We start from the raw sequence: 26,421 nt of genomic DNA, 5'->3' as shown, positions 1-26,421 counted from the left end.
TCATGTCCAGCGTCCCCGAGAACCTGAGCCCGGCCGAACGCTTCGCCCTCGACGCCGAACGGCGGGCCTTCGCGAAGACGGAGCTCGGGGCCTTCGCCGCGGAACTGCCCTTCCCTCTCGATCCCTTCCAGCGTGAGGCGTGCCGCGCGCTCGAAGCTGGGCGTGGCGTGCTCGTCGCCGCCCCCACGGGAGCCGGCAAGACCGTCGTCGGCGAGTTCGCGGTGCATCTCGCGCTGCGAAAAGGACTGAAGGCCTTCTACACGACGCCGATCAAGGCGCTCTCCAACCAGAAGTACACCGAGCTCTCCGAGGCCTACGGTCAGGACCGGGTGGGGCTTCTCACTGGCGACGTCACGGTCAACGGCGAGGCGCCCGTCGTCGTCATGACCACCGAAGTCCTGCGCAACATGCTGTACGCAGGCTCCTCGACACTGCAGGGCCTGGGCTACGTGGTGATGGACGAGGTGCACTACCTTGCCGATCGCTTCCGGGGAGCGGTCTGGGAGGAAGTGATCATTCATCTCCCACGGGAGGTGCGGGTCGTCTCGCTCAGCGCGACCGTATCGAACGCGGAGGAATTCGGGGCGTGGCTGGACACCGTCCGGGGCGAGACGGACATCATCGTCTCCGAGCATCGGCCGGTTCCGCTGTGGCAGCACGTGATGGTCGGCCGGCGCCTCGTCGACCTCTTCGCGACCCGGCAGTCTTTCGAGGATCTGGCTGACGCCCACGACCATGTGGGCGAGAACGGCGACGCGGTCCCCGAGGTAGCAGCGGCGTCGCCCGAGGCGCGGGCTCCGGGCCGTGAACTCAATGCAGTGAATCCGGAGCTGGTGGAGATCGCGCGCCGGGAAACCCACACACAGCATCGCTCGCGGTTCTCGCACGGCGGCCGCGCGCACCGGCGAGAAGAGCGCCAACGGGGGAGCAAGGCCTCGCTTGAGGGCGGCCAGAGCCGCTCCGATCACGCGCAAGTGCAGGGACTGCGGGCGAGCCGCCCCCAGATGATCCAGTCCCTCCAGCGCCAAGGCCTGCTCCCGGCCATCGATTTCATCTTCTCCAGGGCTGGGTGCGACGCCGCTGTGCAGCAGTGCGTCGACGCTGGGCTCGATCTGACAACGCCGGCGGAGCGGGCCGAGATCTCGGCCGTGATCGAGGAGGCGGCGCGGGAGCTTCCGTCATCGGATCTCGGAGTCCTCGGGTTCTGGTCCTGGCGTGAGGGGTTGCTCCGCGGCCTCGCCGCACACCACGCGGGCCTCCTGCCCTCCTTCAAAGAGGTCGTCGAGAAGCTCTTCGCCGCGGGCCTCGTGAAGGCCGTCTTCGCCACGGAGACCCTCGCACTAGGCATCAATATGCCCGCCCGCAGCGTGCTCATCGAGAAGCTGGAGAAGTTCAACGGCGAGGCCCACGTCGACATTACGGCGGGGGAATACACCCAGCTCACCGGGCGCGCCGGGCGGCGAGGAATCGACGTTGAGGGCCACGCAGTCGTCCAGTGGCGGCCGGGCCTGGACCCTGCAGCCCTCGCCGGCTTGGCGTCCCGCCGCACATACCCCCTCAATTCGAGCTTCCGGCCCACCTACAACATGAGCATCAACCTCGTGGCCCAATTCGGCCGCAGGCGCACCCGGGAGATCCTCGAGAGCTCTTTCGCCCAGTTCCAAGCCGACCGCTCCGTGGTGGGGCTCGCCCGTCAGGTCCGCGACCGGGAGGAGTCGCTCGCGGGCTACGAGAAGGCTATGACGTGCCACCTCGGGGATTTCCGGGAGTATCAGCGCATCCGTGAGGAGCTCACCGCAGCGGAGAAGTATGCCTCTCGGGAAGCGGGGCGCGCCCGGCGCGGAATGGTGCTGGATTCTCTCGCGCGACTGCAGCCCGGCGACGTAGTGGAGATCGGGCACGGCCGGCTCAGCGGGTCCGCCGTGGTGCTCGCGGCAGACAGCAACGCCCGGGAACCGCGTCCCCACGTGCTGACCTTCGACCACAACCTGCGACGCATCGGGTACCAGGACCTCGAAGGCCCGCTTGAGCCGATCGCACGCATCCGCATTCCGAAGCACTTCGATCCGAAACGCCCCAAGGACCGCCGAGACCTCGCGGCGTCGATGCGGCACGCCGTGAACCACTCACGGGACGGAGGGGACGGCGCGCGAAAGAATCGCCGCTCCCGTCGGGACTTCGCGTTCGCGGCTGGCTACGAGGACACGGAGCGCAGGATCACGGAGCTCCGCCGCGAACTGCGCGCCCATCCGTGTCACGGCTGTTCTGAGCGCGAGGACCACGCGCGGTGGGCGGAGCGCTGGACGAAGCTCAGGCGGGAGACGGACCGTCTCGTGGATCAGATCAAGGGCCGCACGAACACGATCGCCAAGACTTTCGACAGGGTCTGCGACGTCCTGACGGCCTACGGATGCCTCGAGGAGGCGGACGGAGACGTCAAAGTCACCGATCGAGGCCAGCAGCTGCGGCGCATCTACGGCGACAAGGACCTCTTGACGGCGCTTGCCGTGCGCGCAGGCGCGTTCGACGACGTCGACGAGGCCGAACTGGCGGCCCTCGCCAGCACGCTCGTCTACCAGGCGAAGCGCGACGAGCCGGGCCTGCCACCCAAGATGCCGAGCGTCTCGCTCGACGTCGCGGTCGACGTTCTGCTGCGCGAGTGGTCCAACCTCGAGGACGTGGAGGAGCAGAATCGGCTTCCCCGGACAGGGGAACCAGACTTCGGACTGGTGTGGCCGATCTACAAGTGGGCCCGAGGCCGTGACCTTCAGAACGTCCTTTCCGGCACCGAGCTTGCAGCCGGCGACTTCGTGCGCTGGGTCAAGCAGGTCGTGGACCTCCTCGACCAACTCTCGGACGTCCCCGGGATCGACCCGCGCATCCGCAGGCTCTGCCGGGCGTCCATCGATTCCATCAAGCGCGGCGTCGTGGCGTACTCCGGGGTCTCCGACTGACCGTCCGCTTCCCTGACCTCCCGAGCCTCAATCACGCCTGCAGAAAGGCAGCTCCATGTCCTCTGAGCGCCAGCTGACCCTCTACCGCAACGGCTCCGTCTATTCGACTGCCGACCCACTCGCGACGGCCATGCTCGTCGAGGGGAGCACCGTCGCCTGGGTAGGGACGGAGCAAGCAGCTGCCTCCATCGCCGATTCCACGATGCGCATTGTGGACCTCGACGGGGCGGTGGTGACGCCGGGCTTCGTGGACTCCCACACGCACCTCTCTGACACGGGCTTAGCGCTCCGCTCGCTGGACCTCTCCTCGGTGCGCTCCGCCGCCGACCTGCTCGACGCCGTCGCCCACGCCGCCCAGGGCACGGAGGGCACGGTGTACGGACATGGGTGGGATGACTCGACGTGGTCGAATCCCGTGCTGCCCACCGTTGAGGAGTTGGAGAGGGCAAGCGGAGGGCGCCACGCGATCCTCACGCGCGTCGACGTTCATTCTGCGCTCGTCTCGCCTGCGCTTGCGGCGTCCGCCGGGCTGGGGTCTACAGCGGTCCAGGGGTGGGATGGGGGTCCGGTTGCCTCGCGCGAGGCCTTGGGCGCGGTGAGGGTCACTGCGCGTCCGTCCGATCCGAAGGAGATCGCGCGCCTCCACGAAGCCGCCCTCCGACACGCGGCCGCACGTGGCTACGTCGCCGTCGTGGAGCAGGCAGCACCGCAGATCGCCGGCGTCGAGGACCTGCGGATCCTCCTTGGCGAGGCGAGCGGCGAGTTCCGGCGGCCCGAGGTCTTCGCCTACTGGGGGGAGCTCGTCGAGTCCGTGGATGAGGCCCGGGCGGTTCTGGAATCGCTCGGCGTCCATGTCCATGGACTTGCCGGCGATCTCAGCATTGACGGTTCGCTCGGTTCCCGGACTGCGCTGCTGTCCGCCGATTACGACGACGCTCCCGGCCAGCGTGGAACGGCCTACCTGAGTGCCGCGCAGGTGGGACAGCATCTTGCCGCGTGCTCGGAGTTGGGGATCCAAGGCGGCTTCCACGTCATCGGCGACGCGGCCCTCGGCATTGCGCTGGAGGGCTTGCAGCAGGCGGTCGATCGGGTTGGAATCTCTGCCGTTCGCGCTGCTGGCCACCGCCTCGAGCACGTGGAGCTGGCCTCACCCGAGGACATCGCTGCTCTTGCTGCCCACTCCGTGACGGTGAGCGCGCAGCCCCTGTTCGATGCGGCGTGGGGAGGCGAAGGCGGCCTGTACTCACGGAGGCTGGGGCGGCGCTGGGAGGGTATGAATCCCTTCGCGAGCTTCGCCTCCGCGGGCGTTCCCGTCTGCTTCGGCAGCGACTCGCCCGTGTGCGCTCTCGACCCTTGGGCCAGCGTCGCGGCGTGCCTGGGCCATTCGACGCCGTCCGAGAGGATCTCGGCGAGGGCTGCGTTCATCGGGCACACCCGGGCGGGCTGGCGTGCGCTGCGGCACCGCGACCCGCTCATGGGTCAGCTCGTGCCCGGCGCTCCGGCCAGCTTCGCAGTATGGCGCGTCGATGAACTCATGGTGCAGGTCGCGGACGAGCGCGTTCAGGCGTGGAGTACTGACCCCCGTGCCCGAACGCCGCTGCTGCCGGCGCTCGACACGGAGAACCCTCCGTCCTGTCTTGCAACCGTGCATCGAGGCAACGAGCTGTTCTGGTCCGACGAGTTCGGCGCCTGAGAAGGTCATCGGGGTCACGTACCAGGAGATTCGGACCCGAAACGGTTCATTTTGCGCGTCCGAACGTGCCGCTGAGCAGGAGAAACACCCGTTTTCGCAGGTGGGAAGGCGGTTGACACGCGACCTGTGCCACGTAGGATCGATTGACATCGGGCCGCGTCGCCAGCACGGTCCCAGTCGCCGCCGAGCTGTGAGGCGGTGGCACTGCCCTGGGGGCAGGTCCACACGTCAGTAGAAAACAGTCGGGGGACTGACCAGCTGCCAGCCCCGCGACTGGCCCGAAGGCGCGTGGGCCTGCCTCGCGGCTGGATATAATGGGCGTTCGTGCCCTCCCGCAGGGCCCCGGACCCCTGAACCAGCCTCCGAAAGGGACGCCTGCGTGCGCATTCTGACGATCATCCCCACGTACAACGAGCTCGAGTCCCTCCCGAAGACGCTCGGGCGCCTGCGCTCGGCGGTCCCGGCCTCGGACGTTCTCGTGGCGGATGACAACAGCCCGGACGGCACGGGCGACCTCGCCGACCGGATCGCGTCCGAGGACCCGCAGGTCCACGTGTTGCACCGCCGCGGCAAGGAAGGCCTCGGCGCGGCCTACATTGCCGGCTTCCACTGGGCGCTCGAGCGGGACTACGACGTCATCGTCGAGATGGACGCAGACGGCTCCCACCAGCCGGAACAGCTTCCCCGCCTCCTCGACGCAGTCGAGGCCGGCGCGGACCTAGTGATCGGGTCGCGCTGGGTGCAGGGCGGATCCGTGGTCAACTGGCCCTTCTACCGCCAGCTCATCTCGCGCACGGGCAGCACTTACGCCCGCACCATGCTGGGGCTGAAGATCAAGGACATGACAGCGGGCTACCGCGCGTTCCGCCGCACCACTTTGGAGAAGCTCGATCTCGACGCCGTCGAGTCGGTGGGCTATGGCTTCCAGGTGGACCTCGCCTGGCGTGTGGCGAAGATGGGACTCAAGGTCGTGGAGGTCCCTGTGACCTTCGTCGAGCGCGAGCTAGGGTCGTCGAAGATGAGCGGCAACATCGTGGTCGAGGCGATGCTGAACGTGACCAAGTGGGGCATCGCAGATCGCCTGAAGCAGCTCTCCGGGCGCCGACAGGGCTGAATCGCCGCCGGGCGAGACTGCTCGGCGGAGGCAGCAAGAAGGGGCGGGACCCTCATCGGGTCCCGCCCCTTCTGCGTTCAGCTTGATCCGGGTCAGCCGACCCGCTCGCCGCGCTTCTCGCGCAGCAGGGCGAGCCGGTCCGCGAGGATCTGCTCAAGCTCCGGGATGCTACGGCGCTCCAGGAGCATGTCCCAGTGCGTGCGCACCGCCTTCTCCGCGCCCTCGGACGGACGCTCGCCGTCTACCAGGAAAGCTTCCTTGCCCGTCTTGGACGTCCAGACAGGGGGGATCTCCGCCTCGGAGGAGAACGTCACGAAGACCTGCTCGCCGTCCTCGCAGCGATACTCGACGCGCTGGCGGGGAGCCGGCTCGACGCCTGCCTCGCTTTCCATGGACTGTGCACCCAGACGCATGCCGCGCAGGCTGCGGTCGCTCATATTTACTCCCTCACGTTCTTCGTTCTCCGACCCCGGGAACCGACTCACATGTCAACGCCTAGGCAGGCTCGCGTGTTCCCGGACGGGCTTTCCATTATAAGCCGGAACCGGCGCTCCTGCCTTTGCAGACAGGGGCGCCGGTTTCTTCTGGAGAAGCGGCTCAGCGGTGCTTAGAAGCGCCTCAGACGGCTCCGTCGTCCGATCCGGGGCGCCGCGCGTGGTGCTCGAGGATCCCCTGGGCCTCAGCATCGAGCTCGGAAGGACGTGAGGCTTCCTCCTCGAAGGCGCGAGCATCCTCTTCGAGGCTGTCGGCCTTGCTCGACCCGAGGCTCGGTTTCGGTTGATCGAGGGCTGGGGCGCCGTCGTCGGGCGTTTGAAGCGGTGACGGCGCCCCCGACGCCGCAGCCTGACCGACGTTGCCGATGACCCCGCCGATGCCCTTGAGGGCCTCGCCGACTTCACTCGGGATGATCCACAGTTTGTTGGAACCGCCCTCGGCGATCTTCGGGAGAGTCTGCAGATACTGGTAGGCGAGCAGCTTGCCGTCCGGGTTCCCACGGTGGATCGCCTCGAACACCTTCTGAATCGCCTGGGCCTCGCCGTCTGCCTTCAGGACGGCGGCCTTCGCCTGGCCTTCCGCCTTCAGGATCTGGGACTGCCGTTCGCCCTCTGCCGTGAGGATCGCGGATTGCTTCGTGCCCTCGGCGGTGAGGATCGCTGCGCGGCGGTCGCGCTCGGCGCGCATCTGCTTCTCCATCGAGTCCTGAATCGAGTGGGGTGGCTCGATGGCCTTGAGCTCGACGCGGGAGACCCGCAGGCCCCAGCGTCCCGTCGCCTCATCGAGCACGCCCCGCAGCTGACCGTTGATCTGGTCCCGGGAGGTGAGGGCTTCCTCGAGGTTGAGGCCGCCGACGACGTTGCGGAGGGTGGTGATGGTGAGCTGCTCGACCGCTTGGATGTAGTTGGCGATCTCGTAGGTCGCGGCTCGGGGATCGGTCACCTGGAAGTAGACGACGGTGTCGATGGAGACGACGAGGTTGTCCGAGGTGATGACGGGCTGCGGCGGGAACGAGACGACTTGCTCGCGGAGGTCGAGCAGGGGGAGGAGCCGGTCGACGAAGGGGATCAGCAGCGTCAGCCCAGGAGTGAGCGTCCGCTGGTACTTGCCAAGGCGTTCGACGACGCCGGCACGGGCTTGCGGGATGATGCGCACTGACCTGACAAGGACAGTGCCGACGAACAGGATCAGTGCAATGACGACGACGATGAGCAGAACTCCGCCAACGTCCATGATGTCCCCCTTGTGATGTGGTCAGCTCCGATACGGTGAAGTCTCGTTGCCCGGCGCGACGACGGCTGTTGCGCCGTCGATGGCGACGACCTGGACGACGTCGCCCGGGAGGAATTCGCCCCTCTCGGCCCGCGCGGTCCAGACGTCACCGCCGATCTTCACGAGCCCCCTGCTGCTGTCGACCGCCTCCATGACCGTGGCCCGCGCGCCGACCAGACGGTCGACGTTGGTGCGGACATCCTCGATGCTGCGCTGCTGCATATGGCGCATGGCAACAGGACGCACGAAGCCAATCATGCCGAGCGAGACGACCGCAAAGACGAGTCCCTGGAGCCAGGCTGGGCCTCCGAGGACGGCAGTGACGAACGCGGCGAGCGCGCCGCCCGAGAGCATGGCGAAGACGAGGCTCAGGCTGATCATTTCAATGCCGCCGAGCACCAGGGCAAGCACGAGCCACAGCATCCATGCGTTCTGCATGACCCAGTCCACGGCGCCCCTCCATCCCCCGCTCCTTCCACTACCCTAGCCCAGCAGAACACCACGGGGACCGGCCACCGCATAACAGGTTCGCCACGGATGGGCAAGGACTTCAGACGGCCACGAGAGGCTCCTTGACTGTCCCGCTCGCGCGCCTGTCTGCCGCGCGGCGGAGCGCCTGCACAGCCGCCGTGACGGTCACCGGGGCGTCGGTGAAGGGGAGGCGCAATCGGCTCTCGAACGCGCCGTGGAGACCGAACCGCGGGCCGGCCGTGAGCGCAAGCCCTTCCTCCTGGGCGGCGAGCACGAGTTCGGAGGAGGACCACGGCGCGCAGTTGACCCAGAGGGCAAGGCCTCCGTCGCAGTCAGGCAGCTGCCAGCTGGGAAAGTTCTCGGCGACCGACGTTCTGAGGGCCTCGAGCCCGCGCGCAAGCTGAGCGCGGCGTTCGGCGACCAGCTGTTCCTCCCGGTGGAGGAGTTCGACGGCGACCAGCTGCTCGAAGACCGGGGTCCCGAGATCCATGCTGGTCCGCGACTGCACCAGCCGCGTGACGAGGCTCCGGCTCGCGCGAATCCAGCCGACGCGGAGACCGCCCCAGGCGAGCTTGCCGAGACTGCCGACAGTCACCACCGAGGGCGAGGCTGCGGCCAAGGCCTGACGGGGACCACGTCCCAGATCGAGCCACATCGTGGTCTCGTCCGCGATGAGGACAGTGCCATGCCGATCCGCTGCCCGTGCGAGCTTCGCGCGGTCTTCGTCGGAGAGACTCGCTCCGGTCGGGTTCTGGAAGTCAGGCATCACGTAGCCCAGAACGGGAGTCGCATTCCGCAGGGCCGATTCCGCTTCAACGAGATCCCACCCCCAGTCGGGGGTAACAGGGAGGGGAACCGGACGCGCTCGGACGGCCAGGAGCGCGTCGATTGCGTGGGGGTAGGTGGGCTGTTCGATCAGCGCGCGGTCGCCAGGGGAGGCGAGGAGGCGGGTGAGCAGGGCGATTGCATGCTGGGCGCCGGACGTCACAACGATCTGCTCGGCATCGGTCGGCACCCCTCGACGCCGATAGTGCTCGGCGATCGCGAGTCGCAGCGCGGGATGGCCGACGATTTCGTAGCCAGATCCGGAGAGCTCGGGGCCGATGTTCCCGGCCGCGATGCGGAAGCACTCTCCGACCGCGCTCGCCGCCGGCATGGCCGCCTTCGTGAGGTCGAAGGCGACTGCGACGGCGCTGCTGCTGGCGGCCGGCCTCGAGCCCGGCGACACATAGCTGCCCGATCCCTGGCGGCTCTCAATCGTGCCGAGTTCCCGCAATCGTGCATAGGCGGCCGCCACCGTCGTCCTGCTCACCTGAAGGGCCGCCGCGAGGTCGCGTTCAGCGGGCAGGCGCGCCCCGTGTGCGACGCGTCCGTCCGCGACGACAAGCCTGATGCGATCGGCGAGGGCGGTGTAGGCGGGTGCAGTGGATTTCCACGCGCCGAGGATGGAGGCCAATCGTGCCGCTGTGACGGAGGTCATGAGGCCATATTTCCATAATTGGCCCTTTCCTAGCAGTCCAGTTTCCAGAAAGCTTGGAACATGCCCTTCGTCCGAGACTTTCTGACAACCTCCCGTCTGTCCCTGCGTCTGATCAGGCTCTTTGCCGGACTGTTCGCCTATGGGGTGGCCATCGCGTTCATCCTCCGCGCGGGGCTTGGAGCTTCACCGTGGGACGTCCTCGCCCAGGGCGTCGGGAAGGCCATCGGCGTCAGCTTCGGAACGGCGACCGTGGCGGTCAGTGTGGTCGTGCTCCTGCTCTGGGTCCCTCTGCGGCAGCGTCTTGGCTGGGGGACCCTCGCGAACGCCCTCCTCGTCGGGGTCTTCGCGGATCTCGGCCTCGCGTTCCTTCCTGCCTCGACGGCGCTGCCCTGGGCGACGGTCCTGGCACAGTGCGCCTTCCTCGCGGTCGGCCTGGTCCTCCTCGCCTTCGCGTCAGCGCTGTACATCGGTGCTGGGCTCGGGCCCGGCCCTCGCGACGGCCTCATGACCGGAATCGTCGGAAGGATGGGATGGCCAGTCTGGCTGGTCCGCTCTGGCATCGAGGTGCTGGTGACAGCCCTTGGCTGGTTCCTCGGCGGCACGGTGGGAATCGGGACGGCAGTCTTCGCGTTCGGCATCGGTCCGTTGATCCAGCTGGCGCTCCGGGTGCTGCAGGTCGACCTTGCGAAGCCGAAAGGCCGCGCAAAGGATCTGGGCCGCTCAGAGGGTTCTGGCCGCTCAGAGGGTTCTGGCCGCTCAGAGGTTCCTGCGGGAGGCGAATACGCTCGAGTGGGGGAACAGGTCAGCGACGCCGCAGGACGGTGAGCTCCACCGCCCCCTCGGTGCGGACCTCGTCGTCGGCGAGCAGAGAGAGGATCTTCTCTCTGCTCGAATGGTGACCGGCAGGCCCCATGACCGCAAGATCCGCGGCCTCGTCGCGGGTCAGCACGAGCGGGAAGCGAACAAGGCGGACCGAATCGGGCTCGAACTCAGGGCCAGCCAAAGTCGCGACCGCTTCCGCCTTGCCGGTCGGGACCTCGAGCATGGGCAGGAGGCTGCGGAGGGCCGCAAGGTGATCCGGGCTCGGCGTGACGATGCACACGGCGCCGCCTGGGCGGAGCACGCGGGCGAACTCAGGGAAGTTCCGTGGGGCGAAGACATCCACCACGAGGTCCAAGGCGGCGTCTGCGAGCGGAAGGTCTCTCCACACATCCCAGACGACCGCGGCCGTGCGGGGAAGCTTGGCCGCCCGGCGGAGCGCGAACTTCGAGATGTCCAAGGCGACGGCGCAGGAGCCCGGCAGCCGATCGAGGAGGGCGGCGAGGTAATACCCCGTCCCGGCACCCACGTCGAGGATCGCGCGAGGGCCTGTGCCGCCGTCGTCGCCCCCTGCGGTTGCGGCCGCACACCCCTCCGCCAGCGCCCGCGCGATGGGTCCGTAGCTGCCGGTCGCGAGGAATCTCTCCCGGGCCGCGACCATTTCGGAGGAATCGGGCAGAAAGCGCGTGCCGCGGCCGGTCAGGAAGTTGACGTAGCCCTGGCGGGCAGCATCGAAACGATGCCCCGAAGCGCACAGCAGTGTCCGTTCGCTGCTGTTCGGGCCATCCCACCCGTTCCTGCACACCGGACAGCGCAGGAGTTCGAGGGCGGGGAACGGCATGCCCCCATGCTAGCCGCGGCGCTCGCAGCTAGGCTTCACGCGTGAAGCCTGACCAGCTGGATGTCATTGCCACCCTCTCCGCTCCGACCGTCCATCCTTCGGGCGAGCGCTGCGTTGTCGCCGTCACCCGGCCCGACTTCCGCGCAGATGCAGCGGTCGGGCAGCTCTGGGAGGTGAGCACGGACGGACTCCGTCCGCCGCGTCGGCTCACCCGCGGTTTCCGCGACACGTCGCCACAGTATTCGCCGGACGGGCAATGGATTGCCTTCCTGCGGGCTCAGCCCGGCGGGCGACCGCAGCTGTTCGCTGTCGAGGCGGAGGGCGGGGAGCCGCGTGCGCTGACCGATCGCCTGCTCGGAGTGGAGGCCTTCGCGTGGTCCCCAGACTCCGCGCGCCTCGCGTTCACCTCCCGTGAGCCGGAGGCCGGGCGGTACGGAAGTACCGACGGCGTTGGCCCCGGTGCCGAGGATCCCCGGCTCATCACTCGGCTCAACTACCGGCTGAACGGCCGCGGCTACACGCTGGACCAGCCTGCCGAACTCTTCGTCCTTGACCTCCCGGACGCCAATGAAGAGCCGTTCGTCGCGGCCAGAGGACGGGCGAAGGAGACTGCCGACGGCGAACGGGACACCTCGACCGGACTTCCCAAGGCACGCCAGCTCACGTCGGCGTCAGTCGACCACTCGATGCCGACCTTCGGGGCAGACGGCCAATCGATCTACACGGTCTCGCTGGCTGACCCCGAATCGATCGACACCCTGACGTCTCGGCTCGTCAGAACGGCGGTTGAAGGAGGACCGAGCACGATCGTCGAGCTCGGCAACCCGGAAGCGGCCTCGGTGCAGTCTGCGAAACCGGCACCCGACGGAAGCGGACTCTTCGTCCTCGCCGCGTCCCTGGGCGACTCCGGGACCGACTTCGTAGGACGCAGCGCCAGGCTCTTCTGGCACGCCTTCGTCGACGGCAGCACGAAGCGAATCAGCGAAGACGGGGACGACTTCGGCGAGGCGCCCGGGAGCCTCCGGGTGGACGAGGACGGCCGTGCGCTCGGCCTTGTACGGACCCGCGGAGCCCTGCTTCCCGTCGCCTACACGCGCGAAGGGGGCAGAGACCTACTCTGCGACGGCGAGCGGGTGGTGACTGGCGTCGACTCGGCGCGCGGCGTCGTCGTACTCTCCCTCGCGGACGCCGAGAGCCCCGGCGAGCTGGCTGTGGTCCGGGAGGACGGCCTCGCCCGGCTCACCGACTTCGGGGCCGGCCTCCGCGAGGTGGCGCCGGCTTTGATCCCGAGGGAATTCACGGGAAAGAGCGCAGACGGGGCAGAGGTTCACGGCTGGCTGGTGCTGCCGGAAGGCGAGGGACCCCATCCGGTCCTCCTGACGATCCACGGCGGACCCTTTGCGCAGTACACCGGCGCGTGGTTCGACGAGGCGCAGGTCTACGCGCGAGCCGGCTACTGCGTCCTCCTGTGCAACCCCCGCGGATCCGCCGGGTATGGAGAGGCCCACGCGCCGGCGATCAAGGGCCGCATGGGGACGGTGGACTTCGAAGACGTCCTCGGTTTCCTGGACTCCGCGCTCGCCGCCTTCCCCCAGCTGGACGCCGAGCGGCTGGGAGTGATGGGAGGATCCTACGGGGGCTATCTCACGGCTTGGATCATCGCCCACGAACACCGTTTCCGGGCAGCGATCGTAGAACGCGGCTTCCTCGATCCTGTGAGCTTCGTCGGCTCCGCCGACATCGGCTGGTTCTTCCCCGGGGAATACACCGGATGGGATCCGGAGGACATGCGGGCGCAGAGCCCCATGGCCTGCGTCGACGACGTGCGCACGCCGACCCTCGTCATCCATTCCGAGGAAGACTGGCGCTGCCCGATCGAACAGGCGCAGCGGTACTACGCCGCTCTGAAACTCAGCGGAGTCGTGACCGAGCTGCTGGTCTTCCCGGGCGAGAACCACGAGCTCTCGCGGTCCGGGACGCCGCATCACCGCAAGCAGCGGTTCGAGCACATCCTACGGTGGTGGGGGCGCCATCTGCCGACCGCGGCAAACCCTTCCCCCTAGAAGCCCAGCTCGCGTGCTGCGGCATCGGGCGTGGGGTGGGACCACCTCGCCGCATACTCCTCGTTGCTGCAGAGAGACCTGAGATCCGCCTTGTCGAGGTACAGCGTTCCGCTGAGATGATCGGTTTCGTGTTGGACGATGCGCGCAGGCCACCCCGCGAATTCCGCGCGGCGGTCTGCGCCCTCGGGAGTCGTCCACCTCGCCTCGATGCGGGTGTGCCGACGGACGACGGCGGTGTACCCGCGGACTGAGAGGCAGCCTTCGTAGAACGCGGTTTGATCGGTCCCAATGGCGGCGTAGGCGGGATTGAGGACGGCGAAGAAGGGCAGCGGGCCACGATCGCGGACCCGTGCAACGTCGTCGTCCGTTGCCCACATGTCCTCGAGGACCGCAAGCTGGAGGGGGAGCCCAATCTGCGGGGCGGCGAGCCCAACGCCGGGAGCCGCATGCATCGTGCGCCGCATGACTTGGATGAGGGCTCGCAGGAGCGCGTCGTCGAGCTGGCCGTCGAACGGGATGGCCTCGCTGCGCAGCACGGGATGCCCGGCCTGGACGATCGGCGGCAGCTCGTCCGCCGCAACGATTTCGGCGGCCTTCTCGCCCAGGCGTGCGGCAGACCAGCGACTGCGGGATGCGGGACTCATGCCCTCAGATTAGGTCGGGGCGGGCCTCCCGCAGGGGAGGCGCGACGTCACCACCCGCAGGCCCTTCCGACGAAGGCGTAGACGGCCGCTTTGAGCGCCGCGCTCGCTGGAACCTTCACGACTCCGGTCTGCCCAGCGACCCTCAGCGTGAGCGGGATGAGCGTTCCGATCTTGTCCTCGGCCACTGCGTGCGGATCGCAACGCGCGGGGCGGAAGGTGAGCGGAACGCGGGAGCCGTCGGCCGAGAGCGCGAGATCGTGGAGCCACGGCGCCGACGGGTCTTCAGCCAGCAGCGTGGTCCCGCTGACGGAGACGAGGGTCGCGGCGGCGCTCGGACTCCCAGCAGGCGGCGTCACGATGAGCTCGAGGACCGCGGTCTGTGGTGAGGGTCCGGGCTGGAGCTCGTCGGCGAAGCGGAGGTCGACGGCGCGCTGGGCGACGGACGCGAAGCACTGTTCCGTCCGCACGCGGGACAGGACGTCGTGGGGGTCGGTTGCGGGCACCGTGATGGACGTTCCGTCGGCGAAGACAGCTCGGACGGAGGGATTCGTCCCGCCGCTGTACGCGCAGGCGGGTGCGGCCACGCTGGCCGGCAGGCTGAGGGGCTGATCCGGCGGGAGCTCGATGCTCCCGGTCCAGGGCGCCCCCGACGCGAAGTCCGAGCCGACGAGCTCAGCCCGGATCAGCGTTCTGCTGGTCGAGGTTCGATTGTTGAGCTGCAGGATGATGGTGCCGGTGCCGTACTCGTCGCGGAACTGGTCGACGACGGCGGTGAGTGGGGCTTGGGACGTGCTCGCCGCGCCGCTGCCGGTTGTGGTGGAGTACGACGACGGACCCGCGCCTGAGCCGGAACATCCGGCCACGCCAAATCCGCACGCGAGGGCGAGCACGGCGAGGCGAAGACTGCGGACTCGCGGACGCATGGGTCTAGGCTACGCGGCGGATCACGAGGCGGGGTTGCCGATCATCGCAAGGAACTCCTGAGCCGAGCGGGGGAGCGGCTCGGCAGCCGACCAGACGGCGCGAAGGACGCGACGGAGACGCAGGCCCGGCGTGGCGATTTCGGCGAGGCGGCCGCTGCGCAGCGCAAGCTGGACGGCGAGTCGGCTCACGACGCCCGGCCCGAGCCCCGCCGCAACGCTCGCTGCGAGCGCCGCATTGCTGCCTACCTCGAACCGTGGGCCAGTCCCGTGTGCCGCGAGCGCGAGGTCGGCGGTCTGCCGCGTTCCCGATCCGCGTTCCCGAACGACCAGTCCTGCCGTGGCCACTTCTTCGGGCGTGATCTCGCCTCGGGCGGCCCACGGATGATCGGGACGGACGACGACGACGAGTTCGTCCCGCGCGACATCGAGGTACCGGAAGCCCGTCTGCACGGTGGGTCCTTCGACGAAGCCGAGGTCTGCCTCGCCCGAGCGGAGGCGGTCGAAGACTTCATCGGAATTGCCGACATCGAGGGTCAGGTTCATCCCGGGCAGACGCTCCTGAGCAGCGGCGAGCCATGACGGCATGAGATGTTCTGCGACCGTCATGCTCGCAGAGACGTGGAGGGTGCCTCGGTCCCTCTCGAGCGCCCCGACGGCCCGTGCCACGCTCTCGGCCGCCTCGAGGACGTCCGAGGCGAGTCCCGCAATGACCCTGCCCCGGTCGGTGAGCTCGGTGCCACGTGGCGTCCGGCGGGCGAGGGCAAACCCGGCTGAGCCTTCCATCTGCTCGAGGAGCCGGGACCCGTTGGGCTGGGCCATGCCGGTTTCACGGGCAGCGGCGCCAATGCTTCCGTGTGCGGCGAGCGCCGCGAGGAAGCGGTAGTGGCGAAGGTCCCAATCCCGGACGGTCATGTTCCCAGCGTATGGGCTTGCGGAGCGAAAAATTCTTCCGCTCGATCTTGCCGACGGGCGGTTCTCTGAGCGATCCGGTCAGCCGATGCAATCGAGTACACCGAGCAGGTCCCGCCCGCTGACCTCTGCCGATCCGCAGTCCGGGGGCGCGCTGCGCCGACGCCGACAGCGGTCTTTCGCGTACCCGAAACGGAGAACGCGAGTACTCAGTAGGGGAGTACTGGGCCGCATAAACGAGTAGCCGCAAGTGTAGTCGGGGGGCCTCGTCGGCTGGGAAAGTCTTCGCATCGGGCTCCAAGGATTAGCCGATCCGAAGTCCGCACAGCGTCTGAACTGGTGGGGCATTTCGGCGCCGCCTCTCGTATCGCGCGTTCACACCCCTAGAAGGAGCACTCCCATGAACACCATGACCAAGAAGACCAAGGCTGTCCTCGCCGTCGCGTCGGCGGGCATGCTGAGCGTTGGCGGCGCCGCCGCGTTCGCGTACTGGACGACGACGGGCACCGGCACCGGTTCGGCAGCCGCCTCCACCGGAGGCGGCACGGTGACCGTGCACGCTTCGTTCAACGCCGGGCTCGCCCCGGGTCAGTCCTCGCCGGTCACCTACACAGCGGACAACGGGAACGACTCGAACACAGTCGTTAACGGGCTTGCGGCTACGGTCAGCACGAACGTCCCCGAGTGCCTTCCGGCATGGTTCACAGTTTCCGCGAATGCCTCTGGCGCGACTGTCGCCGCACACGCCCAGGGAACGCAGGTTGGCACTGGCACCCTCACGTTCAACGACTCGACCGCAAACCAGGACGCCTGCAAGGGCGCCACCATCACGGTCAACGTCACGAGCAACTAGCCGGCCGTCGGGTGGGGCGGGACAAGCCCGCCCCACCCGACGTGCATCCATGCCGAGCACTCGGCGAGAACCAAGCAAGAGGGGCACAAGGGTGAGACGACTGGGGAATCTCCTGAAGGCCGCGCCGCGGTCGGGCGCACGGGCGGTGAAGATCGCCGTCATCACGATGCTCGGCATCATGCTGCCGGCAGGCGCGCTGTTCGCCGCGAGCCAGGTCACCAAGCCAACGTTCAGCGTCCAAGTCTCGCCCGGCAGCCAATCGGTGGTGCGCGGCTCAGCCGTCAGCTACACCGTGACCGTGACCTCGCAGAACGGCTTCGCCGGACCCGTGGCGATGTCCGCGTCGGCGCTCCCCAGCTCTTCGACGGCGGCCTTCTCCGCCGCGAACCTCAACGTCGGGGCAGGCGGAAACGCCACCACGACGCTCACGGTGTCGACAACGGCGTCGACGCCCGTGGGTACGTACAGCCCTCAGATCCAGGGAACCTCGGGGAAGACGACGGCGTCGACCACCGCGGGGCTCACCGTCAACTACCCGCTCTCGGGGTCCTTCTCGCTCTCGAGCGCCCCCGCGTCACTGAGCATCTCGCCCGGTTCGAGCGGGGCCTACAGCCTCTCGATCTCAAGGACGAACCTCACGGGGCCGATCTCGTTCAGCCTCTCAGGGCTGCCGCAGGGCGTCACCGCCTCGTTCAGCCCGAGCCCGGCCACCGGCAACAACACAACGCTTCAGGTGACCGCCTCGCCCTCGGCGTCGGCAGGCTCGTGGACCCTGTACATCGTGGGCTCGGGCCAGGACGCGACGGGCAAAACCCAGTACGGGTACGCGAGCGTCCAGTTCGGCGTCGTCAGCAATGGCAAGGCCTTCTCGATCTCCGGCGACGCGGCCTCGCAGCTCGCTCCCGGGGTGTCCCGGACGCTCGGCCTCGCCTTCTCGAACCCGAACAATCAGCCGATCTCGGTGACAAACCTCTCGGTCACGATCGCGAGCATCAGCCAGACCGCTACCGCGAAGGCGCAAGGGCTTCCCTGCACAGCCGCAGACTTCGCCATCACTCAATACAGCGGGCCATATCCGTTGTCCCTGCCGACCGGGAGCAGCTCGCTGACGTCGGTCGGTGTGCCTGCCAGCCAGTGGCCGAAGATCTCGATGCTCGATACGACTGCAAACCAGGACGGATGCAAGGGCGCCTCGCTCGTGCTGACCTACTCCGGATCAGGACAGGGGAACTGACATGAAGGGGTTGCAGAACGCGACGTGGCGGGCTGGACGCCGCACAGTGCCGGCAGTGCTGGGGGCAGCCGCGCTCGTCCTCGCAGGCGGAACCGCCTACGCCTACTGGGGAACGTCTGGCACGGGTTCGGGTAGCGCCTCTGCGGGGCAGCTTCAAACCCTGGCGACGCAGGCACTCGTCCAAGCCGCCCCAGGGCAGCAACCGCTCTCTCCGGGCGGAACGGCCGATGCCGTGGTCCGGGTGTCGAACCCGAATTCCTACGACGTCCAGCTCTTCAGCGTCGTTTCGGCGGGCGCGGCGACAGCCGACGCCAGCCATCCCCAGTGCGTCACGACGGGGGTCTCGTTCCAGAACCAGAACCCGCTCGCCCAGCCCGTGACCATTCCTGCCAATGCAACGCAGACAGTGACCATCCCGAGCAGCGTCTCCATGGGGCTCACGTCCGACGCCGGCTGCCAGGGAGCTCACTTCAACCTTCCGCTGACTCTCGAGGTGCGCAAGTGATCGACGACCAGAAGTCCCAGGGCAACCCACGGCGCCTCCTGCGGGTGGGGCGTCGCAGCGGTGCGGCCCTCGCCGCCGTCGTCGTCGTTGCCGGAAGCGGCGCGGCCGCTTTCGCCTACTGGCAGGCGACGTCGACCTCTCCCGACGGGCTCGTGGTGGCCGACACCGTAAGCCAGGGCGCGCGCCCGTCAGGGACCTTCGCCAACGGAGGCGTCTCCCTCTCGTGGACGGCGAGCACGACGACGGGCGGCCGCGCGGTCTCCGGGTACAAGATCGCGAGATACAGCGCCGCAACGGGCGGCGCCGCCGTGGCGGCGACGGGCGGCTGCGCGGGAGTCGTGAGCAACCTGTCGTGCACCGAGGCGGGCGTTCCGGGCGGCACATGGTTCTACACGGTCACCCCAGTGCTGGGGAATTGGGCGGGAGCGGAGAGCACTCGAAGCGCAGGAGTCGTCACGGACGTTACTGCACCGACCGTGGCGGTCGCCTCGATCACTCCCAGCCCGAACGCAGCGGGGTACAACAACAGCAGCCCCGTGACCGTCTCGCTGGCAGCACAGGACAACGTCGGCGGCAGCGGCGTTGCCTCGATCACCTACGTGCTCGACGGCGGGCAGCCCGTGACCGTTTCCGGCGCCAGCGCCAGCGTTTCCATCGGCGGGGACGGCACCCACACACTCGTCTACTCGGCCACCGACGCTGTGGGCAACGCTTCCGGGAACCAGACGCTGACGGTACGGATCGACACTCTGGCGCCGGGGGCCCCGGCCCTGGGCTCGCCAGCCGTGATCAACGCGGCCAACGCGAGCGCGGTGCCGATCTCCGGCAGCGCCGAGTCCGGCAGCACCGTTACCGTGACCGCGTCCGACGGTTCCGGTCACTCGGTGACCGGCACAGCCACCGCGAATGCGTCCGGTTCCTGGTCTCTTCCCACCCTCAACGTGTCCGGTCTTGCCGACGGAACCATTACCGTGAAGGCCACTGCGCAGGACGCCGCGGGCAACGTGAGCCCGGCGACGACGGCCACGGCCCAGAAGGACACCCAGACGCCGGCAGCGCCTGCTTTGACGGCTCCGGCGACGGTTTCCTCCGCGAACGCCGCGTCCTTCAGCGTGAGCGGCACGTCGGAGGCCAGCGCGAGGATCGCGCTCAAGGTCACCGACAGCGCCGGGGCGTCCGTGACAGGAAGTGCGACGGCAGACGGCGCCGGACACTGGTCCGTCACAGGCCTCAATCTCTCGGCGCTCGCGGAGGGGCAGCTGACCTACTCTGCTACGGCGACTGACGCAGCCGGCAACACCGGGGCCGCTGGGACCCAGACGGGTCTGAAGGACACGACCTCGGCGAAGCCGCAGTTCACGACCGTGCCTACCACCATCACCAGCGATACCGTCTCAGCGGTTCAGATCACGGGCACGTCAGACCCCAGTGCCTCCGTCGTTCTCACGGCCAGCGACCCTGCCTCGCATACGGCGACGGCAACGGTGACTGCCAATGCGTCCGGCGTCTGGACGGCGACGATGAACCTGAACAGCCTCAATTCCGGACCTGTGACGTTCTCGGCCCAGGCCACCGATCCCTATGGGAATGTAAGTGCGTCCAACACGGCGACGAGCCGCATCGGACCGAAGGTCACCAACGTGACGCTCCAGAACGGCGTCGGCAGCACCTCCGGAACCGCCGACACGGGTGACAAGGTGCTGGTGACGTTCAGTGAGCAAATGAACGCTAGCAAGTTCTGCAGTGGCTGGACCGGAACGAGTGGAAGCCTGACGGGAGCAGGGGTTTCGGTCACGATCACCGACGGTGGAACCCAGGACTCGCTGTCCGTCAGCGCCAGCGGCTGCACGATCGGCACGATCGCCCTCGGCGCCAATTACGTCAACGGCGGGAATCTGATCTTCGTCCTCGGAAATGGAACCAAGGCGACGTCCTCGGGCGTCTCTCTCGCCAGCGACGCCACGTCCAGTACATTGACCATCTCGCTCGGTGATGCGACCACCGGCAAGGGCATTGGGACTGCAGTACCCAACGTCGGCAACGCTGCGGCGTCGTACTTGCCCCCCGCTGGCGGCCTCACCGACACTCAGGGAGCGCCCTTGGGAACGCAAGCGGCCTCGGGTAGCCCATCACGTTTCTGACCGCAGTTCTGACCGCAGTCAACTGAGAGAGCACCGGAAGCGGCACCAGCCCGCCTCCGGTGCTCTCTCAGTTGATCCACAGAGTCCCGCTCCCTGGGCCACAGAAGTGCTCCCTAGCATGGCCGCATGCTCAGGGTCAGTCGTCGTCATTTCATCGAAGGCGCGGGAATCGCAGTGTTCGGCGCGGTCGCGGGGGCGACTGTCGCCCGCTCCAGTGTCTTTCCCCTGCCGGCGAGCGCCGCCGCGGCGACACCCATGCCGTCGCCCACGACCTCCGCTGGGCCCACCTCGCCGCCCGATCACACGTTCGTCAGCACGAAGCTCACCACGCCCCACGTGAGTGTGTGGTCCTCCGGCACGACCGCGCCAGGGCTTCTCTTCGCGGGGCCGATGGGACACGGATCCAACGGGCTCATCATGGACAACGAAGGCCGTCCCGTCTGGATGGAACCGACCGGAGCCGGGGTGACTGATCTGCGCGTGCAGTCGTATTTGGGGAGGCAGGTGCTCACGTACTGGAGCGGCCAGGGCATCGGCGGCCACGGGGAAGGCAAGGGGATCATCAAGGACACCGCCTACCGCACGATCGCGGAGGTGTCGGCCGGCAACGGATTCAAGGCGGATCTCCACGAGTTCACCCTCACCCCTTCGGGCACGGCCCTCCTCACCTCCTACCCGACCATCCAACGCGACCTCTCGAGCGTCGGTGGCCCGGACAAGGGCTACATGTATGACTGCCACGTCCAGGAAGTCGATATCGCGACGGGCGAGCTGCTCTTCGACTGGACGGCGTCCGATCACATTCGTCTCGACGAAAGCTACGTCAGGCCCTCCGACGACCAGACCGCGAACGGCACTTCGGCCAGTACGGCGTACGACCCCTATCACCTCAACGCAGTCGACCTCCGCTCGGACGGATACCTCGTGTCCTTCCGCCACACCCACACGATCTATCTGGTGACCCGCTCGGGATCGGTGGCATGGCGACTGGGAGGAAAGAACGGCGACTTCGCGCTCCCCGCCGACGCGGTCTTCGCTTGGCAGCACGATGTCCGCCAGCGTGGCGCCGGTGTCATCAGCATGTTCGACAACCACTACAAGGACGGAACCACCGGCACGTCCCGCGGCCTTCTCCTCGCCGTCGACGAAACGAGACGGACGGCGAGGGTGAAGCTCGAGCTCGCGCGCGGAGGGCACAGGGGGAACGCGATGGGCAACGTGCAGTTCCTCCCGAACGGGCATTATCTGGTGGGCTGGGGATCGGACCCGGCGGCAACGGAATTCGCGGCCGACGGGACGCCGGTCTTCGAGGCCACCGAGATCGGAGGCGGGACCTACCGGGTATACCGCGCCGAATGGGCCGCCACTCCCGAGACCCTGCCGGATGTCGCGGCGTTAACGGGCAACGGTTCCACCATGCAGGTGTACGCGAGCTGGAACGGTGCCACAGCCGTCGCGAGCTGGAGATTCCTCACCGGCAACGACGCCACGGCCCTCTCCGAGGCTGTCGTGGTCAAGCGGACGGGATTCGAGACGACGGCTGCCGTCGCCGCCGCCTCCACTGTGGCGGCACAGGCCCTCGACTCCTCCGGAAAGGTCTTGGCGACTTCGGTGGCCATTGCAGCGTAGGCGGGGAAGGCGCATCGGATGGTGCACGATGGTCCCATGGCCGTCAACGACATCTTGATCGCGGATCTCATCCAGCAGCCGATCCTCGAGGGCCGTGGTCACCTCGACGAGAGCCGCGTGGCGTATTACGTGGAGCATTTCGAGGAGGCGGAGCCCGTGACGGTCTTCGAGGTCGACGGGCGCCTCCTGCTCGCCGACGGCCACCACCGGTTGGCGGCGGCGCAGCAGCTCGGCCGTCACACGATTCGGGCCGAGCTGCTGCCAGGCGGGAAGAGCGAGGCCCTCGAGTTCGCCGTCGAGCATGCGGTGAAGCAGCGCGGACTCTCCCGCGGCGAGGTGATGGCAGCGATAGCGAGGCGCTCCCGCTCCCAGGCGGATGACGTCGTCGTCCGCCGCGCCGGGTACGCCGATCTCGAGGCGGTCGCGGGAATCTTCGCCCACTACGTGGTGAATACCGTGGCGACGCTTGAGGAGAATCCGCCGTCGCCCGAGTACTTCGAGGAGCGGCTTGACGATCTTGCCGCTCGCGGCCTGCCGTTCCTCGTCGCTGAGCTCGGAGACCGCGTGGTCGGGTACGCCTACGCCGCCCCGTGGCGGCCCAAGACCGGTTACCGCTTCACCGTCGAGGACACGGTCTACGTGGCTCCCGAGGCCACAGGGCTGCGGGTGGGCTCGCGGCTCATGGGCGCGCTCGTGGCAGAGGCGGCCGACGTCGGCATGCGGCAGATGGTGGCGGTGCTCACCGAGACGCTGGACTCGCCGTCGGCCGCGCTCCACCGGCGACTGGGCTTCACCGAGGCGGGTCGCCTCGCAGGGGTGGGGTTCAAGCATGGTCGATGGATCGACACCTTCCTGCTGCAGCTGCCGCTCACGCGGCGCGACGCGCTGGAATCGCACTAGACCCATTCCGCTATGCCAGTGGACACGAGCCCGCCCTCCTTCACGGCTCGTTCGATGGCGATCCCGATGAGGTGATCCTGCGACGCCTCCGCGAGGGGATACGGGGGAGGGCCATCGTCGCGCACCCAGCGTGCCGTGGCGAGGAGAATGCCCGACATCGCGATGTCTTCGTCGTTCAGGCGATGCCCGAAGAAGGGGTTCCGCCAGAGAATGCTGCCGTCGAGGCTCAGGTGCGCGGTGTCGAAGCCCTCGTGGTCGAGCTCATAGCCGGTCTGCCGCCGGACAATCTGCGACTCGATGATGGTCTCAGGGCCGCTCAAGCGGATCACCCTGTGGTCGTTGATCTCGCCATGGCTGCCTCTCAGCAGGAGGCGTCTGGATCTGAGGTGATTTCGAGACTGGTTGTCCGTGAAGTCGTAGAGGGCGCTGCGGCCGCTTTCGAACTCGAGGGTTGCGATGGTCGTCGTGACAGGACGGGGCGTTGCGTCGTGCGTCCACCCGGAACGATCGCTTGGCTGGACCAGCGGCTGGACGAACCGACGCGCGCTCACCGTTGCCGACTCGAAGCCGACGCCGAGGTACCCGCGGATGAGGCTCACAGCGTGATAGAGATGTGTCGATGAGATCTGGACCGAGCCGATCTCGCCGATTACTCCCTGCTCTGCGACGGCCATTCTGGCGGCATGCGTGGGCATCAGCCAGTACTGCTCGGCGACCTGAACGAGGCCGGAGCTCCCGACCGTAGACCAGAGGCGACGCAGCTCCTCGAGATCCGGGGCCGGGGGAGTCTCGGCAAGGACGGGAAGCCCGTGAGAGACCACTTCCTCGATGACGGAGGGGTTTGCCTCCCAGCTCACGCACGAGATCACGAAGTCCAGACGTTCTCGGTCGAGCAGCTCCTCGACCGAGGCGAACACCGGCACCGCCCAGCGGTCCGCTACCTCGCGACGGAGGCCCTCGCGGCGCACGACCACTCCCACACAGACGAGCGATTCCGGGAACAGGCGCGCCAGCTTCACGAAATACTGGCCTCTCCAGCCCGCGCCCACAACGGCGATGCGGAGGGGAGCGGCGCCGCCCATTCTGTGTCCTTTCGGTTGCCTCAGCTTCTGGTTATGGGCCATCACCCGACGTGGATGCGCGGACGACGACCGGGATCGGGCTCCTGTTCCCTGATGATCTCCCGCACCACGGGAGCGGTGTCGCCTCGTCCGAGCAGGAGATACCGCATGAGGTGCACGAGCGGATTGCCCTCGGACCACTCGAAATGTGCTTGGGGGATGACCCCCGTCGCGTCGCGGAGAGCCAGCAGGATGGCAGCTATGGCGTTGGGGGCGGCGGGGCTCGCCGCGCGGAGGACGCGGTGCTGCCCCACTTCGACTCCTCGGACCGTGAGCGTGTCGCTGAAGTCGGACGGATCGGCGATGTCGATTTCGAGGAAGATCACATCGGCGGTGCCTGGCAGGGGATTGGCTTCCCTTTGATCCGCCTCCTTCAGCGCGTATTCGGCCTCGTCCCTCGCATCCGGCCGGTTGGCCACGATGTCCAGCCGGTCGTCGTATTCGAGGGATTCAACGATGAAGCGCCGAGCTTGCTCATCGAACTCAATGCGGTCCGCACGCAGTTCGGTGGTTCGGCTCACCCGCGAGATGAGTGAAATGACGATGATGCCGGCAACGAAGAGAGCCGAAATCGCTAGTCCATCTGGTTTCTCCACGACGTTCGCGCCCAGCGCATAGAGGAGAATCAGGCTCAGCACGGAGAAGGCGATTCCGGCTCCGCGCTGGCGATGGCGAATCGCGGAAATGGCAACAGCGCAGGCACCGGAGACCATCATGGCCAGAATTCCCGTCGCGTAAGCCCCAGCCTGGGCGTTCACGTCCGCGCGGAATGCGATCGTGATGAGAATGCTGATGGCCGTGTAGACCAGCACCACGGGCCGGATATGCCGGGCCCATTCGGGAGCCATACCGTAGGAGGGCAAATATCTGGGCACGATATTGATCAATCCGGCCATGGCCGAGGCGCCCGCGAACCACAGGATCAGCACACTGCTGATGTCGTAGACGGAGCCGAAGATCGGCCCGAGGCGCTCGTGGGCCAGATAGGCGAGGGCGCGGCCGTTCGCGCCTCCTCCGGACTGGAATTCTGCAGGGGGAATGAGCAGAGTGGTGACCAGGCTGCTCCCGATGAGGTACACGCTCATGATCACCGCGGCGGAAGTCAGCAGTTTGCGGGTGTTCTGAATCCGCGATTCAAGCTTGGTCTCATCCGTTGCGCCGCGCGAAGCAATGAGGGGCATCATGCTGACGCCCGTTTCGAAACCCGAGAGGCCAAGCACCAGGAGCGGGAAGGCCAGCAGCGCCGGCCAGAGGACACCGAGCGGGCCGCCCCCGCTCTGGGTCAACGCCGCCGTCCAATTCGCGACGACGGCAGGCCGGGTCGCGATATCCGCAAGCCCGACGCCGATGATCACCAGGTTCATCAGCAGGAACACCGCGACGAGCGGAATTGCCACTGCGACGGCCTCGCTGAATCCGAGCAGGAAGACGCCCCCGAGGATCACCAGGAGCACAAGGGTAATGGGCAGGCCTTGGCCTTCAAATCCTCGAGGAAGAAGCGGATTCTCCGTCAGATGGACGGCCGCGTCCGCCGCGGAAAGAGTGATCGTGATAATCCATGAGGTCGCGACGAAGCCGAGCAGGACGAGGACGAAGAGCTTTCCTCTCCAGAACGGCAGAAGGTCTTCGAGCATGGCCACCGAGCCTTGGCCATGGGGGCTTTCCTTTGCTACCCGCCGGTACATCGGCAGCATGCCGAGGATCGTCAGCGCCACAATCAGCAGGGTCGCCAAGGGGGAGAGCGCGCCCGCCGCGAGGGCGGCGATGCCGGGCAGGTAGGAGAGCGTTGAGAAGTAATCGACGCCCGTGAGGCACATGACCTTCCACCAACTCTGCTGACCCGCATGCTCTTCGGGCGCTTCCGGGCCAACAGGTTGCTGCACGCGCATTTCCAGGAGCCAACGGGCAAAGGGGCTGTGGGCCTGCGCCTTCCGTGCGGGGCCGGGCACGCTTGCCGGCATGGAATACCGCACCGGTGCACTCATGCTTCCTCCATCGAACGCGGCCCCAGTCCCGTGGGACGGAGGCCGCATCGCTACGAGTGGGTTGGTCAGTCGCCTGAGTCTTCGCCTGATTCTTCGGAAGTCCCTCCGGCTGGCGGAACTCCTTGCTCCATAGCCGCCTGGACTTCCTCATCATCCGTGTCGTCGGGGAAGGGCTCGGTCTGGCGCCACTCCTCGACGTGGGCTGGACGCCCGCCCTTGAGGACGCCGTCGATCTCGTGCTTCATCTCGTCGTCGATATGGGGACCGTGCTTGTTGCTGCCGCGCTCGATCATGGTTTTTCCTCCTTGTGTCACGAGCGTTACCCGCGAGCGTTGTCTCCAATCTGCTGGGAGGAGGCGAGCGAGCCACGACCTA

Annotated in this window: 22 protein-coding genes; 11 read left to right on the top strand and 11 right to left on the bottom strand. The window is 67.7% G+C overall.

The annotated features are described in order from the left end of the window. Positions 1–2 precede the first annotated feature (2 nt). The 3 genes from E5679_RS03280 to E5679_RS03270 all read left to right on the top strand — a co-directional run bounded on the left by E5679_RS03280 (position 3) and on the right by E5679_RS03270 (position 5,761). Complete coding sequence (locus E5679_RS03280) at positions 3–2,954, top strand: DEAD/DEAH box helicase (RefSeq protein WP_138413659.1); 2,952 nt, start codon at positions 3–5, stop codon at positions 2,952–2,954. Positions 2,955–3,009: 55 nt separating this feature from the next. Continuing rightward, positions 3,010–4,647 (top strand): amidohydrolase, encoded by a 1,638-nt coding sequence (locus E5679_RS03275; protein WP_138413658.1) that lies wholly within the window; start codon positions 3,010–3,012, stop codon positions 4,645–4,647. Between the two features lie 379 nt (positions 4,648–5,026). Continuing rightward, entirely contained in the window at positions 5,027–5,761 is a 735-nt protein-coding gene (locus tag E5679_RS03270; protein WP_138413657.1) for a polyprenol monophosphomannose synthase, read from the top strand. Positions 5,762–5,853: 92 nt separating this feature from the next. On the opposite strand, the gene E5679_RS03265 is transcribed toward E5679_RS03270, so the two are convergent. The 4 genes from E5679_RS03265 to yczR all read right to left on the bottom strand — a co-directional run bounded on the left by E5679_RS03265 (position 5,854) and on the right by yczR (position 9,479). Next, positions 5,854–6,198 carry an RNA polymerase-binding protein RbpA gene (locus E5679_RS03265; protein ID WP_138413656.1) on the bottom strand — a complete coding sequence of 115 codons (345 nt, stop codon included), beginning with the start codon at positions 6,196–6,198 and terminating at the stop codon, positions 5,854–5,856. Between the two features lie 181 nt (positions 6,199–6,379). Further along, positions 6,380–7,489, bottom strand: a complete 1,110-nt coding sequence (locus E5679_RS03260) for an SPFH domain-containing protein (RefSeq protein ID WP_249335924.1) — start codon at positions 7,487–7,489, stop codon at positions 6,380–6,382. A gap of 21 nt (positions 7,490–7,510) precedes the next feature. Then, positions 7,511–7,978: an NfeD family protein gene (locus E5679_RS03255; RefSeq protein ID WP_249335923.1), complete on the bottom strand. Its 468-nt coding sequence runs from the start codon at positions 7,976–7,978 to the stop codon at positions 7,511–7,513. A gap of 100 nt (positions 7,979–8,078) precedes the next feature. Further along, positions 8,079–9,479, bottom strand: a complete 1,401-nt coding sequence (gene yczR / locus E5679_RS03250; protein WP_138413655.1) for a MocR-like transcription factor YczR — start codon at positions 9,477–9,479, stop codon at positions 8,079–8,081. Positions 9,480–9,539: 60 nt separating this feature from the next. Between yczR and yczE the strand changes: the two genes are divergently transcribed. Beyond that, entirely contained in the window at positions 9,540–10,304 is a 765-nt protein-coding gene (yczE, locus tag E5679_RS03245) for a membrane protein YczE (protein WP_212746903.1), read from the top strand. Here the strand turns inward: yczE and E5679_RS03240 are convergent. After that, positions 10,282–11,139, bottom strand: a complete 858-nt coding sequence (locus tag E5679_RS03240) for a methyltransferase domain-containing protein (RefSeq protein ID WP_138413654.1) — start codon at positions 11,137–11,139, stop codon at positions 10,282–10,284. The genes yczE and E5679_RS03240 overlap by 23 nt on opposite strands. A 41-nt stretch (positions 11,140–11,180) precedes the next feature. Between E5679_RS03240 and E5679_RS03235 the strand changes: the two genes are divergently transcribed. Continuing rightward, positions 11,181–13,202: a S9 family peptidase gene (locus E5679_RS03235; protein ID WP_138413653.1), complete on the top strand. Its 2,022-nt coding sequence runs from the start codon at positions 11,181–11,183 to the stop codon at positions 13,200–13,202. On the opposite strand, the gene E5679_RS03230 is transcribed toward E5679_RS03235, so the two are convergent. The 3 genes from E5679_RS03230 to E5679_RS03220 are packed head-to-tail and all read right to left on the bottom strand — an operon-like array spanning position 13,199 to position 15,681. Continuing rightward, complete coding sequence (locus E5679_RS03230; protein WP_138413652.1) at positions 13,199–13,846, bottom strand: peptide deformylase; 648 nt, start codon at positions 13,844–13,846, stop codon at positions 13,199–13,201. The genes E5679_RS03235 and E5679_RS03230 overlap by 4 nt on opposite strands. A 47-nt stretch (positions 13,847–13,893) precedes the next feature. Beyond that, positions 13,894–14,769: a hypothetical protein gene (locus E5679_RS03225; protein WP_138413651.1), complete on the bottom strand. Its 876-nt coding sequence runs from the start codon at positions 14,767–14,769 to the stop codon at positions 13,894–13,896. Positions 14,770–14,790: 21 nt separating this feature from the next. Then, the gene (locus tag E5679_RS03220) at positions 14,791–15,681 is read right to left on the bottom strand and encodes a LysR family transcriptional regulator (RefSeq protein ID WP_138413650.1); all 891 of its coding nucleotides are present in this window, start codon (positions 15,679–15,681) and stop codon (positions 14,791–14,793) included. Positions 15,682–16,078: 397 nt separating this feature from the next. Between E5679_RS03220 and E5679_RS03215 the strand changes: the two genes are divergently transcribed. The 6 genes from E5679_RS03215 to E5679_RS03190 all read left to right on the top strand — a co-directional run bounded on the left by E5679_RS03215 (position 16,079) and on the right by E5679_RS03190 (position 22,940). Continuing rightward, positions 16,079–16,531, top strand: coding sequence for a hypothetical protein (locus tag E5679_RS03215; protein WP_138413649.1), 453 nt, complete (start codon positions 16,079–16,081; stop codon positions 16,529–16,531). Positions 16,532–16,622: 91 nt separating this feature from the next. Beyond that, positions 16,623–17,765, top strand: coding sequence for a COG1470 family protein (locus E5679_RS03210; RefSeq protein ID WP_249335922.1), 1,143 nt, complete (start codon positions 16,623–16,625; stop codon positions 17,763–17,765). Between the two features lies 1 nt (position 17,766). Continuing rightward, positions 17,767–18,270: a hypothetical protein gene (locus tag E5679_RS03205; RefSeq protein WP_138413648.1), complete on the top strand. Its 504-nt coding sequence runs from the start codon at positions 17,767–17,769 to the stop codon at positions 18,268–18,270. Further along, positions 18,267–20,411: a beta strand repeat-containing protein gene (locus tag E5679_RS03200; RefSeq protein WP_138413647.1), complete on the top strand. Its 2,145-nt coding sequence runs from the start codon at positions 18,267–18,269 to the stop codon at positions 20,409–20,411. Before E5679_RS03205 ends, E5679_RS03200 begins: the two co-directional genes overlap by 4 nt. A 126-nt stretch (positions 20,412–20,537) precedes the next feature. Continuing rightward, complete coding sequence (locus E5679_RS03195) at positions 20,538–22,040, top strand: arylsulfotransferase family protein (protein ID WP_138413646.1); 1,503 nt, start codon at positions 20,538–20,540, stop codon at positions 22,038–22,040. Positions 22,041–22,076: 36 nt separating this feature from the next. Next, the gene (locus E5679_RS03190) at positions 22,077–22,940 is read left to right on the top strand and encodes a GNAT family N-acetyltransferase (RefSeq protein ID WP_171042233.1); all 864 of its coding nucleotides are present in this window, start codon (positions 22,077–22,079) and stop codon (positions 22,938–22,940) included. Here the strand turns inward: E5679_RS03190 and E5679_RS03185 are convergent. From E5679_RS03185 to E5679_RS03175, 3 genes are all read right to left on the bottom strand, one after another. Continuing rightward, positions 22,937–24,022, bottom strand: a complete 1,086-nt coding sequence (locus tag E5679_RS03185) for a Gfo/Idh/MocA family protein (RefSeq protein WP_138413644.1) — start codon at positions 24,020–24,022, stop codon at positions 22,937–22,939. The genes E5679_RS03190 and E5679_RS03185 overlap by 4 nt on opposite strands. 41 nt (positions 24,023–24,063) lie before the next feature. Beyond that, positions 24,064–26,046: an APC family permease gene (locus E5679_RS03180; protein ID WP_138413643.1), complete on the bottom strand. Its 1,983-nt coding sequence runs from the start codon at positions 26,044–26,046 to the stop codon at positions 24,064–24,066. A gap of 65 nt (positions 26,047–26,111) precedes the next feature. Continuing rightward, positions 26,112–26,339: a phospholipase D-like domain-containing protein gene (locus tag E5679_RS03175; RefSeq protein ID WP_138413642.1), complete on the bottom strand. Its 228-nt coding sequence runs from the start codon at positions 26,337–26,339 to the stop codon at positions 26,112–26,114. Positions 26,340–26,421 lie beyond the last annotated feature (82 nt).

The sequence above is a fragment of the Sinomonas gamaensis genome, assembly GCF_005876955.1.
GTDB lineage: Bacteria > Actinomycetota > Actinomycetes > Actinomycetales > Micrococcaceae > Sinomonas > Sinomonas gamaensis.
The sequence above is the reverse complement of the archived record's forward strand: the minus strand, read 5'-3'. Positions and strand labels throughout refer to the sequence as shown.

Coding starts and splice junctions, on each gene's coding strand:
- yczR (WP_138413655.1), bottom strand. CDS start 9,479: ATGACCTCCGTCACAGCGGCACGATTGGCCTCCATCCTCGGCGCGTGG.
- E5679_RS03280 (WP_138413659.1), top strand. CDS start 3: ATGTCCAGCGTCCCCGAGAACCTGAGCCCGGCCGAACGCTTCGCCCTC.
- E5679_RS03265 (WP_138413656.1), bottom strand. CDS start 6,198: ATGAGCGACCGCAGCCTGCGCGGCATGCGTCTGGGTGCACAGTCCATG.
- E5679_RS03205 (WP_138413648.1), top strand. CDS start 17,767: ATGAAGGGGTTGCAGAACGCGACGTGGCGGGCTGGACGCCGCACAGTG.
- E5679_RS03195 (WP_138413646.1), top strand. CDS start 20,538: ATGCTCAGGGTCAGTCGTCGTCATTTCATCGAAGGCGCGGGAATCGCA.
- yczE (WP_212746903.1), top strand. CDS start 9,540: ATGCCCTTCGTCCGAGACTTTCTGACAACCTCCCGTCTGTCCCTGCGT.
- E5679_RS03225 (WP_138413651.1), bottom strand. CDS start 14,769: ATGCGTCCGCGAGTCCGCAGTCTTCGCCTCGCCGTGCTCGCCCTCGCG.
- E5679_RS03215 (WP_138413649.1), top strand. CDS start 16,079: ATGAACACCATGACCAAGAAGACCAAGGCTGTCCTCGCCGTCGCGTCG.
- E5679_RS03260 (WP_249335924.1), bottom strand. CDS start 7,489: ATGGACGTTGGCGGAGTTCTGCTCATCGTCGTCGTCATTGCACTGATC.
- E5679_RS03190 (WP_171042233.1), top strand. CDS start 22,077: ATGGCCGTCAACGACATCTTGATCGCGGATCTCATCCAGCAGCCGATC.
- E5679_RS03180 (WP_138413643.1), bottom strand. CDS start 26,046: ATGAGTGCACCGGTGCGGTATTCCATGCCGGCAAGCGTGCCCGGCCCC.
- E5679_RS03230 (WP_138413652.1), bottom strand. CDS start 13,846: ATGAGTCCCGCATCCCGCAGTCGCTGGTCTGCCGCACGCCTGGGCGAG.
- E5679_RS03220 (WP_138413650.1), bottom strand. CDS start 15,681: ATGACCGTCCGGGATTGGGACCTTCGCCACTACCGCTTCCTCGCGGCG.
- E5679_RS03240 (WP_138413654.1), bottom strand. CDS start 11,139: ATGCCGTTCCCCGCCCTCGAACTCCTGCGCTGTCCGGTGTGCAGGAAC.
- E5679_RS03185 (WP_138413644.1), bottom strand. CDS start 24,022: ATGGGCGGCGCCGCTCCCCTCCGCATCGCCGTTGTGGGCGCGGGCTGG.
- E5679_RS03175 (WP_138413642.1), bottom strand. CDS start 26,339: ATGATCGAGCGCGGCAGCAACAAGCACGGTCCCCATATCGACGACGAG.
- E5679_RS03275 (WP_138413658.1), top strand. CDS start 3,010: ATGTCCTCTGAGCGCCAGCTGACCCTCTACCGCAACGGCTCCGTCTAT.